The organism is Streptococcus danieliae, from assembly GCF_009767945.1.
GTDB classification, from domain to species: Bacteria; Bacillota; Bacilli; order Lactobacillales; family Streptococcaceae; genus Streptococcus; species Streptococcus danieliae.
Map to the genome: position 1 here is coordinate 1 of NZ_WSRS01000049.1, position 13,787 is coordinate 13,787.

Genomic DNA, 13,787 nt, shown 5'->3' on the forward strand with positions numbered 1-13,787 from the left:
GTTGCGCTTGCGACAGGTGGGGAGATCTCCTTTACCTTCGGAATCCGCTACAACCCCAATGATATTCAAAAATCCGCCAATCCAAGTAGACTAAGAGACCGGTCCCGCCAATGGTTTACCGTCAATGCGGATATTAAAGCCAGTGGGCTAATCCAGCAGGAAAAACCGGGCAATCCACCAATCGCTCCGCTTAAACCAGAGATCCTCACCAAAAAGCTAGAAGCTCCTAAAAAACCACTCCAACCTAAAGAGCTAGCCTATGCCACAGTCAGTCAACCAGTCCAACCTAAAAAACCAGAACTAACGGTTATTCCAGATCTCCCACCACTAACGGTTACAGCTATCAAACCAATAGCCCCTAAAGCACCAGTTGTCTTTTTACATCAAGTTCTTTATAAAACCCCATCTGTAACTCAACCTACAAAACCAAGTAAAGAACCTCTGCTACCAAAACCAAGTACTGACGTTTCAAAAGAGAAACCGACTAGTCCTGTTAAGCAGCCACTTCCTAAGCCAAGTACTGATACTTCAAAACAGGAACCGACTAGTCCTGTTAAGCGACCACTCCCTAAACCAAGTACTGATACTTCAAAACCGAGACCAAGCAGACCCGTCAAGCGACCACTTGCCCCTAGCACTAGCAAATCGAACGCAAACACTAGACATGGAATCACCTATTCAGTTCCTAACAGAACCTTTTCAGCTCCTGCCTTCAATTACAGCCAAGGACAAGGAAGTAGCTATATTCAAACCTATGTTCCATCAGTTCCTGTAACCTATCCAAGCTATGCCCCTAGTTGGACAAGTTCAAATAGCTCTACTACTATATCAGTAAATGCAGCCCCTACTCCCAAAAAAGCTACCAATACGGCCAATAAATCTAGTAAGTCGGATAGGAGCAGAGAAGATAAAAAACGAAAAGAAGAACAACGCTACAAAAATATCTATCAAAAATCAGGTATGACCAAAAAAGAGTATGACCTTCTGATGAACTACATGAAGGATGTGGCACAAATGGCAGAAGATAAGTATGGGAAAAAGAACATTGATAAGATCAATCATTCGATAGCCAATGCTATCGCTGGGATTAGCTATAGTGATGATACAAGTCAAAAATTCGTCAATGATTTTGACACTGTGAACTATAGAAAGAGTAAGTATTTCGAAAAAGTAAAGGATCAGATTTTTGAAAGTCATACTAAAGATGACATCTTAAAAATAGATTTACCCCATCTCATGATGCCGATTGCAAGCAGCTATAAGAGTTCTTGGTGGAAAGAGGGGATTAAAATTGCCATGGCCTTCCCTCACAATAGGATTTGTACTGTTTTCGGTTGTTTCTTTAATCCAAATACTGCCAAAGAAACCTTCTTTTGGTTGAATTCTTATACTGGGGATAAGCTAACAAATCTTAATCCAAAAGATAAGAAGTCTGATCTAGATGCCTATACAATTTGGAAAAATACCCAAAATGGAACATATCTCTACGAGTCTTTTGATCACTACTATAGTTCGAATGATAAGCGGCAGGATGCTTACAATAAAGCATTCCATTCTAATGCCAAGCAAGCCAAACAAAGGCAAGATAACTTAAATGCCGCTGCCACCTTGTCGCTCGGCGCCTTCGCCATTTTAGGAGTAACCTATATTTTACCTCCTGTTAAAAAGTTTGCTTCAGATGTTTACAAGGGTGGTAAAAATCTGTTTAAAAAATATATTAGCGATCCTTTTTCTAAGATCTTAGATGGTTTTAAAGGAGGGTCTAAAAAATCGAAGAAGGATAAGAAAAATACAAGTTCTTCGAAGAAAAAACAGACCAAGGCCAAAACTTCCAAAGAGACACCAAAAAAATCCAAACTACCAAAAACATCCGCTCACCCAGGGAAAAGAGGAGCTACGCCTAAGCCTAAAGCTACGTCCAAACCAAAAGCTGCTCCGAAACCTAAAACTACGTCTAAGCCTAAAGCTGCGCCGAAACCTAAAGCTACGTCTAAGTCTAAAGCTACACCCAAGCCTAAAGCTGCACCTAAGCCAAAGATAGCGCCGAAGCCAAAGGCAGCACCCAAGCCTAAAGCTGCGCCAAAACCCAAAGCTGCGCCAAAACCTAAAACTGCGCCAAAACCTAAAGCTGCGCCGAAACCTAAAGCTGCGCCGAAACCTAAAGCTACGTCTAAGTCTAAAGCTACACCAAAACCAAAGGCAACACCCAAGCCTAAAGCTGCACCTAAACCAAAGATAGCGCCGAAGCCAAAGGCAGCACCCAAGCCTAAAGCTGCGCCAAAACCCAAAGCTACTCCGAAACCTAAAGTCGCGCCGAGACCAATGGTAACACCTAGACCCAAAGCTGCGCCGAAGCCTGCTCCTAGAAAATCAAGAGGCCGTAGAAGGTGATCTCTAGAAAGGTATTTTTATGAAAAAACAAAGAAACAAAAAATTAATTCGGATATTCCTACTCTTACTTGCTACCTCTATCTATATTTTCACCAATCTCAGTTGGCATCAAATTTATTATTATACCCACTCTCAAAAAACCGATAAGCGATTGACACCTATTATCGTCGTCTATAATCTAGGAGAGATTATGTTCAAACCTAAACGAGAGACCGACGGAAAGTATGAATATGTCTCCCCAGGTAATGCTATTAATTACAATGAATCGGATTCATTCTCATATTCATTTAAATCAGATCAAGGAGTCCCTCGCTTTCATACATCTGTTGGAGTATACTATAATAATGAAAATACCCGTATTAATTTTCAATTAGATCCTAATTTAAAAATAATAGATATCCATAAGTACTCCCCAGATGATATCACGGAAGAAAAGCCTACTCCTGAAGACCAAGCTATCGTTGATCGCTACGTCAAACAGCTGACAGACCACGTCCTGGAAACCCGAGTCACACCACCTATCTTAAATCTCCAATGGCTTTATGACCTGACTTTTGATGAGGAGCAGGTTCTTCATCTGGACGATGAATGAGACCCCGCTTAACTTTTTTGAAACAGCCCCTTGACAAGTCTAGACAAGTCATCTATAATTTGTCTAGACAAGTTTAAAAAACGCTTTCAAAAGGAGAACTTATGAAAAACGATGTCAGCAAAATCGTTCAGGCCATTGGTGGCAAGGACAACATCACCAGTGTAACCCACTGTGTCACCCGGCTTCGCTTTATTCTAAAAGATGAAGGCCAAGTAGATGAAGCTGCCCTCGATCAAATTGATCTGGTTAAGGGGCAATTCTCTGCCAATGGTCAATACCAAGTTATCATCGGACCTGGTATTGTCGATAAGGCCTATGACGAATTGGTCTCACAAACAGGGGCTGCGGCTGTCTCCAAGGAAGAAGCTAAGGATCAAGCTGCCCAAGATTTGAATCCGCTGCAAAAATTGGTTAAACTGTTAGGAGATGTCTTTGTTCCAATCCTACCAGCCATCATTTCTTCTGGTTTGCTCTTGGGGATCAACAATGTCCTTACCCAGCCAGGGATCTTTGGAGCTCAATCCATTGTTGAAATGTATCCTGGTTTTGCGGGATTCGCAGGTATCGTTAACTTTATTGCGGCGACTTCCTTCATCTTTATTCCTGCCTTGGTCGGTTGGTCTGCTATGACCCGTTTCGGTGGTTCACCACTTCTAGGGATTGTCTTGGGCTTGGTTCTTTGCCATCCAGGTTTGACTTCTCAATATGCCTTGTTTGATGCCAACACAGGTGGTCTTGCAGAAATTCCAACTTGGGATCTCTTTGGTCTTCCTGTTCAGCAAATGAACTATCAGGCACAGGTTCTACCATCTCTCTTTGCAGCCTTTATCTTGGCCAATGTTGAAAAAGGGCTCAACAAACGTGTCCCAGACAGCTTGAAACTCTTGGTTGTTGCACCAGTTTCCCTCCTAATCACTGGTTTCTTGGCCTTTACCATTATTGGTCCTGTGACCATGTGGTTGGCGACCCAAATTACCGGTATCATGATGGCCATCTTCAGTACCGCTGGCTGGTTGGGAGGTCTGATCTACGGTACCTTCTACGCACCGCTTGTCATTACTGGTATGCACCACATGTTCCTACCAGTCGATCTGCAATTGGTAGCCTCTGAAAACGGCACCTTCTTGTGGCCAATCCTTGTTATGTCAAACGTTGCACAAGGATCTGCAGCCCTCGCCATGATGTTGATTTTCCGCAAAAACAAAGACAGTAAAAACGAAAGTATGGCCCTCACTTCTGCCATCTCTGCATGGTTGGGGGTTACAGAACCAGCCATCTTCGGGGTAACCCTTCGTTACAAAGCAGCCTTCTTGGCAGCCATGGTATCTGCTGGAATCGCGGGAGCTGTGCTCGGTTCTGTCCCTGTTCTGGCCAACTCTGTTGGTATCGGGGGTATTCCTGGAATCCTCTCCATTATTCCACAATATTGGGGCATCTTCGCCCTTGGATTGGCTATTACGATCGTCCTTCCAATTGTACTAACCTTTGTCTTCATTCGCTTTGAGAAACAAGACTAATCTGATCAGGAGGCGGGACTCAGTCCTCGCCTCCCATTTTTATAGAAAGGCCTTTCATGAACGATTCATTATTTTCTAAAGTTGTCTATCAAATTTATCCCAAATCCTTCAAAGACAGCAATGGCGACGGATTCGGAGATCTGTCCGGTATTCTTGAAAAACTCCCTTATTTGAAAAAATTAGGAGTCGATATTCTCTGGCTCAACCCTTTCTATGTGTCCCCTCAAAATGATAATGGTTATGACATCGCGGATTACCGGGCCATCGATCCCCGCTTCGGGACCATGGAAGACTTTGAAGAATTAGCCCGCCAGGCCAAAACCATGGGAATGGGCATCATGCTAGACATGGTCCTTAACCATACGTCGACCGAGCATGAGTGGTTCCAAAAAGCCCTAGCCGGCGATAAACGCTACCAAGCCTACTACTATATCCGTGACCCCAAAGCCGATGGCAGCCTACCTACCAACTGGCAATCCAAGTTTGGTGGCCCAGCTTGGCAACCTTTTGGGGACACCGGCAAGTATTACATGAACCTCTATGACAAAACCCAGGCCGATTTGGACTGGCACAATCCAGAAGTTCGCAAGGAACTCTACGATGTTGTCAACTTCTGGCGGAAAAAAGGAGCTTCAGGCTTCCGCTTTGATGTCATCAATGTGATTGGTAAGGACGAACTACTTGTGGACAGCGTCAATGACCAGCAAGAAAAGAGCCTTTATACTGACACGCCAATTGTCCATGACTACCTACAGGAGCTCAACCAAAATAGCTTTGGTCAGGATCCAAACATCGTCACGGTTGGTGAGATGTCCTCAACCACTATTGAAAACTGTATCCTTTACACCAGACCAGACCGCCATGAACTGTCAATGACCTTTAGTTTTCACCATCTAAAAGTCGACTATAAGGATGGCGACAAATGGCAAAATCAGGCCATGGACTTTGCGGAGTTGAAACGGATTCTCAACGACTGGCAGGTGGGCATGGATCAGGGCGGCGGCTGCAATGCAGTCTTCTGGAACAACCATGACCAACCACGCGCCCTCACCCGCTTCACCAATGATGGTCCCTATCGGGTCGAGTCTGCAAAAATGCTGGCACAAACCATCCACATGATGAAGGGCGTCCCTTATATCTATATGGGTGAGGAAATCGGGATGACCGATCCTGGTTTCACCAGCATGGATCAGTACAAGGATATTGAAAGTATCAATGCCTACCAAATGCTGCTGGAGCGCGGTCTTAGTGAAGCGGAAGCCCTGGAAGTCATCCAGGTCAAATCACGCGACAACAGCCGGACACCAATTCAGTGGAATGACCAAGCCTATGCCGGCTTCTCTACCAGCCAACCCTGGTTGGAAGTGGCTAGCAACTATCCAGAAATTAATGTCGAGAAGGAACTGGCTCAAGGGACGATCTTCCCTTACTACCAGGAACTCATCCGTCTCCGCAAAGAGCTGCCAATCATCCAAGAAGGTTCCTACCAACCGCTCTTGGTGGATCACCCCCAAGTCCTGGCCTACAAACGCCAGCTGGGCGACCAAGAACTGCTTGTCTTCAATAACTTCTACGACCAAGCAACCACTGTCTCTCTGGAAAACACCAACTACAATTACCTTCTTGGCAACTACGGTGAACGGGAAGCCAGCAACCAATTGGAACTCCGTCCCTACGAGACCATTGCCTTCCTAAGCCGCTAGCCTATGACTGGAAAAAAATACCAAGTAATTTACGAGCAACTCAAGCAAGAAATTCGGCAAGGTTCCTATCCCCAGGGGCAACTCCTGCCATCTGAAATGGAACTCTGTCAACGCTTTGAGACCTCCCGGGAAACTCTCCGCAAGTCGCTCCAGTTACTTCAAAACGACGCCTATATTCAAAAAATTCGGGGCAAGGGTTCCGTCATTATCTACGACCCCTCCCTCAACTTTGAATTGGCCAACCTAACCAGCTTCCAGGAAATCAACCACGGACTCAACCAACCCTACCAAACAGTGGTTGCCCAGGTCGAGAAAATCAAGGCTAAGGACTACCCCCAGGTCAAAAGAGCGCTGCAACTAAGAGATTTTGACCCCATCATCCGGGTTATCCGCCTTCGTAAAAAAGGGGACCAGGTCAACATCGTCGACATCGACTTCTTCAACCCCCAGCTGATTCCCGGACTAACCACGGAAGTAGCCCAGGGCTCCATCTACCGCTATATTGAAGAGAACCTAGGTCTAGTCATCAGCCACTCCGCTAAAACCATTACCTTCCAACCAGCGGATTCCAGTCTCACAGACTATTTCCAGAACTTGGATCCAGCTTATGTGGCCCTGGTTGAAGCTACCGTCTTTCTAGGCGACGGCCAACCCTTTCAGCTCAACCAGTCTCACCACAGACCCTCCTCCTTCAAATTCACTAATTTTTCCCGTAGACACCCTTAAAAAAAAACCGGTTCCTCCAACTAAAACGGAGGAACCGGTTTTTCGTATTATAAATTCAAATAAGAAAGTTCACCAACTTTTCCATCAATCACTTCGGCCATTTGATGGCTAAGAGCTCATTGGTTGCCTGATAGGCTTCTTCGATTCGTGCTTGGGTCTCTGGATCTAGTTGGTTGGCATGGCGACCACCGGACAGGAAGTCTTCGATAATCAAGGTCTGGTAGGAATATTGAGGGAAGCCTTCTTGGGAGTAGGTCCCCTTGTCCACACGGCTAACCCAGGTAGGGTGGGCTTTGACAGAAGTAATCTGGGTCTTGTCTCCTTTTTTCTTCACTTCCACATCCATGAGAACTCCACGTTCGGTCCACTCAGCATTCAGTAAGCCATCCAGACTTTCAATTCGCTGATTGGAGATAAAATTGCCCATGGAGTAGATGATAAACTTAGACTCCCCATCCTTTTCAAGGGTTTCCGTCGGCTCTGGGACATGGGGATGACCGCCAAATACCAAGTCAGCACCCCAGTCAACCATTTTATGGTACAGCTCGATTTGTTCCTCAGTTGGCTCCAAGCGGTATTCCTCACCCATTTGCGGCATCACAATGGTCAAATCGGCTTCTTGCTCCGCCCGCTTGATTTCGGCTTCCATTTTTTTCTCATCTAAGTCCGAGAGAACAGCCTCATACTCTTCTGGGCTAAGCCCAGCTTCCAACCCATTAAAACCATAAGCATAGGCCAGCAGCGCAATCTTGATGCCATTCACTTCTCGGATCACCAAGGGCGCTTGATCGCGCGGCTGATCCGGATAGACGCCAATCGGCTCAATACCAGCATCCTTGAAAGCCTGAGCTGTTGTTGCAACTCCTTCCAATCCCGAGTCTAAAATATGGTTGTGGGCCAGATCCACAACATCATAGCCAGCCTCCTTGATCGCCTGAACCACCTGTTCTGGTGTATTAAAGAAGGGGTATCCCGCTAGAGGATAGTCTGGGTTAATGGTCCCTTCAAAATCGCCCAGGACCAGGTCAGCTTGCTCCAACCAAGGCTTCACATAAGTGAAATTCTCCGAAAAGTCATAGCTGCCATCTGCCTGCTCCGCCGAATAATAAAGCAAGTCATGGTAAAGCAAATCGCCATTAGCCATAATCCGAGCCTCTGTCACTGGATCAGCTGCCTGCTTGGCCAGCATTTCCTCTACATAGGGGCGACCAAAGTAGACACCGGCTCCCGCAGCCAGCACAGCAGATAACAGAGCTGTCACAAATACTTCTTTTTTCATAAATGCCTGTCCTAGTCAAAGAGTCCGAGTAAGTAACCGTAGCCCTCAGCTTCCATCTCTTCCTTGGCCACAAAACGTAGGGCAGCACTATTGATGCAGTAACGAAGTCCACCAGACTCACGTGGACCATCTTCAAAGACGTGTCCTAGATGGGCATCACCAGCCCGGCTCCGAACCTCGATCCGGCGCATACCATGACTCAAATCTTGCCGGTATTGGATCAAATCCTTAGCAATTGGTTTTGAGAAACTAGGCCAACCGCAACCGGATTGAAATTTATCTGTTGATTGGAAAAGCGGCTCTCCAGAGGTAATATCCACATAAATTCCTTCTTGGAAGTGGTCATCAAAGCGATTGTCAAAGGGACGCTCAGTTGCGTTTTCTTGCGTCACGGCGTACTCTTCCTCAGACAACTGTTCCCGCAAAACCTCTTGCTCCGGTTTCTGGTAAAGAGACGGATCAATCAAGGGTTGGTAAGCATCATTGACGTCGATATGGCAGTACCCCCCTGGGTTTTTCTTTAGATACTCTTGATGGTAGTCTTCAGCCGGAATATAGTGGCGAAGTGGCTCTACTTCAACAGCCAAGGGTTGGTTGCCAAAATGCTGGGATTGCTCAGTCATTACCTGCTCAATCACCGGTAGATCATCCGCATCCTGGTAGTAAATCCCCGTCCGGTACTGGCGACCACGGTCATTCCCTTGGCGATTTACACTGAGGGGATCAATCACCCGGAAGTAGTACAGTAAAATTTCCCGCAAGCTAATCACTGCCGGATCATAGGCTACAAATACCGTTTCCGCATGGTCAGTCTCCTTCAAGAGGTGATAATTAGTCGTTTCAACCTGACCATTGGCGTAACCGACACTGGTCTCCTGAACTCCATCAATACGGGAGAAATATTCTTCCAAACCCCAGAAACAACCACCTGCTAAATAAATTGATTTCATAACAACCTCCTATTCAGACGTCCATTGCGTATCATAGTGCACAAGATGATAGGGACCTGTTCCCATCTCACCATCAAAAACCAAGCGATAGTGTTCTTGATCCCCCGGTTGCAGGTTGGAGCTCAAAGACTCCTGATCAAAGGTTACACTATCCAAGAGTAGGGGCTCGCCCTCCTCATCAAATAATTCGTAACTGTAGGGATTCACACGGAAGGTATGGGCGTGACTATTTTCCACCAGCAAGTCGACCACCACCGCTGTCCCCGTCGCATCATCCCACATTTCCTGCTCTGGATCACGCATAATGGCCTTGACCGTTACCCGTTCCCCCGTGACAAATTGCCGTGATTTATTCAGTTCTTGCTCGATAACTGTCTCGTCCTTTTGGTTCAAACCTAAAAAGCGCGCATACTGCTCATTGTCCCGAGCTAAACCTAGATAGGAAAAGAGCAGGCCCGCCACAACCGCTAGTAGGAACAGATTCAGGCCCACCAAGCTAAAAATCCAGATCCAATAGGGCTGAGATCTTAAGGCCTTCTTCTCCGACATAGGGCCTCACCTCCTTAATTCTGTGCGCTGGAGCTGGAAGAGCTAGCCAACTCAATACCAGCCGCTTTGAGGGCATCCTGGTACAAGCGATACAAGGGATAGACAACCCCTGAATCCTGGCCTTGTTGAATGGGAACTGAAATCCGGTAGACAAAGCCCTCACTTCGAATCCACTGAGCCCCAAGAACCTTGGGCTGCCCCTCTAATTGAGACAAGGTCTGCAATTGCGACTGATTGACCTTGGCAATCACCTGATCCACCAAGTCAAAATCCGTTCCCGGTAAAAGAGGCAGATCCAAGGTAACCGAAACCTCCCCCCGCGACTGATTGCTGACAACTAGAATCTGACGATTAGGAATGTAATAGAGGGTTCCATTCCCATCCCGAACCTGGGTCGTCCGAATCCCGACATTTTCAACCGTGCCCGACAACTTGCCCGAACCATTGGGGAGAATCACATAATCCCCAACATCCAACTGCCGCTCCAATAAGATAAAAAAGCCATTGACCATGTCTGACAAAAAGCCCTGGGCACCTAAACCGACAACAACTCCAGCCAAACCAGCTCCAGCCAACAAGGAGGATACCGGTAAACCAAGAATTGACAAGGTCCAGTAAATCAGCAGAAAGTAGAGGGCATAATTGAGCACATTGTCAATCAAATGCAAGAGGGTCTCTTTCCGAGCCGAATTGCTTTGCACAAACAAGAGGGATGGAGCAACCAACCGATGGACCAGAGCATGAATCAGCTTCTTCCCAATCCAAAATAACACAAACAGTAGGAGGAGGGAGATAAATTTCGAAATGAATTGATCTAGCACTTCCTCCCAGTGAACCCTCTCCAGGGTTCGTAATAGTAAATTTTGCATAGCTCTCCTTTTCCCTATTATAACACAGAAATATCCCTGCTTTTACTCCTGAGATCATCAATTCATTTGATGATCTCAATAAGTTTTTTTAAAATTGAATGAAAAATTAGAAAAATTCCGAACTTTTCACCGAAAAAGCGGTCAAGTGCATTGACATAAAGGCTTTCGTATAGTAGACTATTTAAAATCAAAATAAGGAGGTTTCAGTCATGAAACGTTACATTCAGGCTTGGAATAAAGCCAGTCTGATCAAGCGAATTGTCATTGGCGTCGTCATTGGTTTGGCCCTAGCCCTTGTTGTTCCATCTTGGTCAGCTATCGGAATCCTCGGAGATGTCTTCGTAGGTGCTTTGCGAGCGGTTGCTCCCCTTTTGGTATTTACCCTTGTTACCAATGCCCTCTCTAAACAAAAAGAAGGCAAAAAGTCTAATATGAAGACTATCGTTGTGCTTTATCTATTTGGCACGTTTTCTGCTGCTTTGGTTGCTGTCATTGCTTCCTTCATGTTCCCAACAACCTTAACACTAGCAAATGCGGCCACGGATATTGCACCACCAAGTGGTCTTGCGGAAGTTGCCCGTAACCTCTTGCTCAATATCGTTGAAAACCCTGTTAGCGCCATCGCTAATGGTAACTACATCGGTATTTTGGCTTGGGCTAGCCTCTTCGGTATGGCAATGCGTAAAGCCAGCCAACAAAGCAAGGACTTACTCGAAACAGTTGCAGACGTTACCTCAAGTGTTGTCGCTTGGGTTATCAACCTCGCTCCTTTCGGTATCCTCGGTTTGGTCTTCAAATCCATTTCTGACCAAGGGATCGAAGCACTTCTTGGCTATGGACAATTAGTCCTCATCATTGTCGCTACCAACTTGTTTGTTGCCCTCGTAACCAATCCAATCATTGGATTTGTGATGATGCGTAAAAATCCTTATCCACTCGTTCTTAAGACGCTTCGAGTCAGTGGTGTAACAGCCTTCTTCACTCGAAGCTCTGCTGCCAACATCCCTGTCAACTTGCAGTTGTCTGAAGAACTTGGATTGGATCCAGACACTTACAACATCTCAATCCCACTTGGTGCAACCATCAACATGGGTGGAGCTGCCATTACCATCACTATTCTTACCCTTGCAGCGGTTCATACCCTCGGTATTCCAGTTGACTTTGGAACTGCGCTTCTTCTTTCGCTAGTGGCCGCACTTTCAGCTGCTGGAGCTTCTGGGGTAACTGGTGGATCTCTTCTCTTGATTCCTGTAGCATGTAGCCTCTTTGGAATCTCTGGAGATATCTCTGCTCAAGTTATCGGAGTTGGTTTCATCATCGGACTTATCCAAGACCCATGTGAAACTGCCCTTAACTCTTCAACCGACGTTCTCTACACTGCCTATGCAGAACAGAGCGCTTGGAGAAAAAATAGCTAATACCAAAAAACCCTGATCTGTTCATTAGGATCAGGGTTTTTTGTATACTCCGCTAGCGTCCTTCATTCACAAACAAGTCGCCTGCAATGCGCTTCAAAAAATAAGCTTGGCAAACGCTCGCTAAAACGTATAACAACAAAGATAGAACTAGAAGTACTAGGAGCGATAGCTGAAAACTCCAAGCCAAGGCATTCCTTGTTACAAGAATCAAGACAAAGCCTGTGACCAGACTAGCTGTCCCGAACTGAAACTGATAACCACTCAACAAAGAAAAAATAATTTGCAACCAAGCTAATTCCATCGCTAAAAAATCTAATAATAGTAGTGAAATCCAGTCCGAAAGGAGTTCTCTTCATTGCATCCCTCCTTTTTCAGCTGAAATCCTTCCAAATCCCCTTGATTATGGAATCTCTCAACAATATCAGAACTTCTTTTAAACAAGCCTCTTTAACAAGAGACTTCCTGCGGAACTAATGTATTAGATCCCATTTCTCAACAGAAGAGATCGCATAACCACACTGAAACATTTTGTAACTCAGTCTTTTTCAAGTGATGACTCCGATAAATCTCAGGTTCTGTCACTGTTTTGCAGGAAGTCTAATAGATCCTTTCGTAGAAACTAAGTGCCCCTGTATCAAACCAAGTAAAGTGGATTTCCCCGCACCATTTTTCCAATTAGAGCTGTCAACTGACCTGGCTGTAGCTTCAATGTAATCCCCTTTAAGACAAGAGAACCATCTCAGTACCTTTTCGTCAACTTTTCCAAATAAAGTTCCGTCATATGATCACCACCTAAGCAAAAACAGTCCATATTGCGGACTGTTATGAGAAACGAAAAAAGCAATCACAAGTGACTTCAACTAAGCCACATGTGATTGCCTCTATGCATCGTCTCATTCTAACGATTCATTACCTTATAACGCACAATAAACTTTACGACTATAATATTGCAAAAAATCGATAAAGAAGGATTGTGCTACACCATTATAGCTCCTTGCGAAAAAATTTGAAAGTCAAGGTGCTGTTTCAGTGTACTCTTTTTGAAGAGGGATTCCGTGTAAAGGCACGCTGACGCTCAAGGCCTTGACACAAAATCCCCTTCCCTTCGCTTGCCAACTAGGCTCAGCAGGCACCACTCTGCCAAATAAATTGGCTAATTTTTAGAAAAATGGTTGACAAATGGTAGAAAATTAAGAAAGCGAATAAACTAAATTTTTTCATCTTAGTTCTGTCTCACTCTCATATATTATAGTTGCTTGAGATATAAATAGTATGTGCTATACTAGTGATATGGCATGCGGAATTGATTTTAGAAAACGTGTTTTAGCCTATGTAGAAGAAGGACACACACGTAAAGAAACAGCTAAATTATTTGACATCAGCACAAATACTCTCTATATATGGGAAAAACAATTAAAAGAACAAGGTCATTTGAATCGGAAACAGAGAATCTCTAAAGCTCAAAAAATTCCATTAGATAAGCTTGAGAAGTTTGTTAAGAAACACCTAAATGCTTTTTTAAAAGAAATCGCAGAAGAATTTTCTTGTACACCTAGTACTATTTGGCGAGCCTTAAAAAGGGCAGGTATCACTTTAAAAAAACAACTAGCTATAGAGAACAGAATCCAGAAAAAGTTCGTCAATACAAGGATTCTCTTGAGGTCTTATCTGATTTACCAGTTGTTTATAGTGATGAAACTGGTATAGATACCAATCTTTATCGATCAAGAGCCCGTGCACCAAAGGGAGAGAAAGTCTATGCTCAAGTTAGTGGTCGCCGCTTTGAACGAATA

13 protein-coding genes and 1 pseudogene are annotated in these 13,787 nt (G+C 45.0%); 8 read left to right on the top strand and 6 right to left on the bottom strand.

The genetic code is table 11. The features are described from left to right. Window positions 1–413 precede the first annotated feature (413 nt). On the bottom strand, window positions 414–659 hold the full coding sequence (locus E5983_RS06000; protein WP_160332981.1) for a hypothetical protein: 246 nt from the start codon (window positions 657–659) through the stop codon (window positions 414–416). Window positions 660–960: 301 nt separating this feature from the next. On the opposite strand from E5983_RS06000, the gene E5983_RS06005 reads away from it, so the two are divergent. The 5 genes from E5983_RS06005 (at window position 961) to treR (ending at window position 6,929) form a co-directional block, all read left to right on the top strand. After that, window positions 961–2,391: a hypothetical protein gene (locus E5983_RS06005; protein ID WP_160332982.1), complete on the top strand. Its 1,431-nt coding sequence runs from the start codon at window positions 961–963 to the stop codon at window positions 2,389–2,391. Between the two features lie 19 nt (window positions 2,392–2,410). Then, a complete protein-coding gene (locus tag E5983_RS06010; protein WP_160332983.1) occupies window positions 2,411–2,983 on the top strand; it encodes a hypothetical protein in 573 nt (190 codons plus the stop codon). A 101-nt stretch (window positions 2,984–3,084) separates the two neighbouring features. After that, window positions 3,085–4,500 (top strand): PTS system trehalose-specific EIIBC component, encoded by a 1,416-nt coding sequence (gene treP / locus E5983_RS06015; protein WP_160332984.1) that lies wholly within the window; start codon window positions 3,085–3,087, stop codon window positions 4,498–4,500. Window positions 4,501–4,556: 56 nt separating this feature from the next. Beyond that, on the top strand, window positions 4,557–6,203 hold the full coding sequence (gene treC / locus E5983_RS06020) for an alpha,alpha-phosphotrehalase (protein WP_160332985.1): 1,647 nt from the start codon (window positions 4,557–4,559) through the stop codon (window positions 6,201–6,203). A gap of 3 nt (window positions 6,204–6,206) precedes the next feature. Next, complete coding sequence (gene treR, locus E5983_RS06025) at window positions 6,207–6,929, top strand: trehalose operon repressor (RefSeq protein ID WP_160332986.1); 723 nt, start codon at window positions 6,207–6,209, stop codon at window positions 6,927–6,929. A gap of 88 nt (window positions 6,930–7,017) precedes the next feature. Here the strand turns inward: treR and E5983_RS06030 are convergent, their stop codons facing one another. The 4 genes from E5983_RS06030 to E5983_RS06045 are packed head-to-tail and all read right to left on the bottom strand — an operon-like array spanning window position 7,018 to window position 10,576. Then, window positions 7,018–8,208 (bottom strand): CapA family protein, encoded by a 1,191-nt coding sequence (locus tag E5983_RS06030; protein WP_160332987.1) that lies wholly within the window; start codon window positions 8,206–8,208, stop codon window positions 7,018–7,020. An 11-nt stretch (window positions 8,209–8,219) separates the two neighbouring features. Further along, window positions 8,220–9,158, bottom strand: coding sequence for a peptide-methionine (R)-S-oxide reductase MsrB (gene msrB / locus E5983_RS06035; RefSeq protein ID WP_160332988.1), 939 nt, complete (start codon window positions 9,156–9,158; stop codon window positions 8,220–8,222). A gap of 9 nt (window positions 9,159–9,167) precedes the next feature. Beyond that, on the bottom strand, window positions 9,168–9,707 hold the full coding sequence (locus E5983_RS06040; RefSeq protein WP_160332989.1) for a DUF4352 domain-containing protein: 540 nt from the start codon (window positions 9,705–9,707) through the stop codon (window positions 9,168–9,170). A gap of 14 nt (window positions 9,708–9,721) precedes the next feature. Beyond that, window positions 9,722–10,576 carry a mechanosensitive ion channel family protein gene (locus E5983_RS06045; protein WP_160332990.1) on the bottom strand — a complete coding sequence of 285 codons (855 nt, stop codon included), beginning with the start codon at window positions 10,574–10,576 and terminating at the stop codon, window positions 9,722–9,724. Window positions 10,577–10,785: 209 nt separating this feature from the next. Between E5983_RS06045 and sstT the strand changes: the two genes are divergently transcribed. Beyond that, the gene (gene sstT / locus E5983_RS06050) at window positions 10,786–11,994 is read left to right on the top strand and encodes a serine/threonine transporter SstT (RefSeq protein WP_160332991.1); all 1,209 of its coding nucleotides are present in this window, start codon (window positions 10,786–10,788) and stop codon (window positions 11,992–11,994) included. 52 nt (window positions 11,995–12,046) lie between these two features. Here sstT and E5983_RS06055 read toward each other — a convergent pair whose 3' ends face one another. After that, window positions 12,047–12,280, bottom strand: a complete 234-nt coding sequence (locus tag E5983_RS06055; protein ID WP_160332992.1) for a hypothetical protein — start codon at window positions 12,278–12,280, stop codon at window positions 12,047–12,049. Between the two features lie 522 nt (window positions 12,281–12,802). Between E5983_RS06055 and E5983_RS06060 the strand changes: the two are divergent. Together E5983_RS06060 and E5983_RS09870 are read left to right on the top strand one after the other, a co-directional pair. After that, window positions 12,803–12,958 (top strand): annotated as a pseudogene (locus E5983_RS06060) (IS110 family transposase); the annotation flags it as partial. A 326-nt stretch (window positions 12,959–13,284) separates the two neighbouring features. Next, a complete protein-coding gene (locus tag E5983_RS09870; protein WP_269148530.1) occupies window positions 13,285–13,701 on the top strand; it encodes an IS630 transposase-related protein in 417 nt (138 codons plus the stop codon). Window positions 13,702–13,787 lie beyond the last annotated feature (86 nt).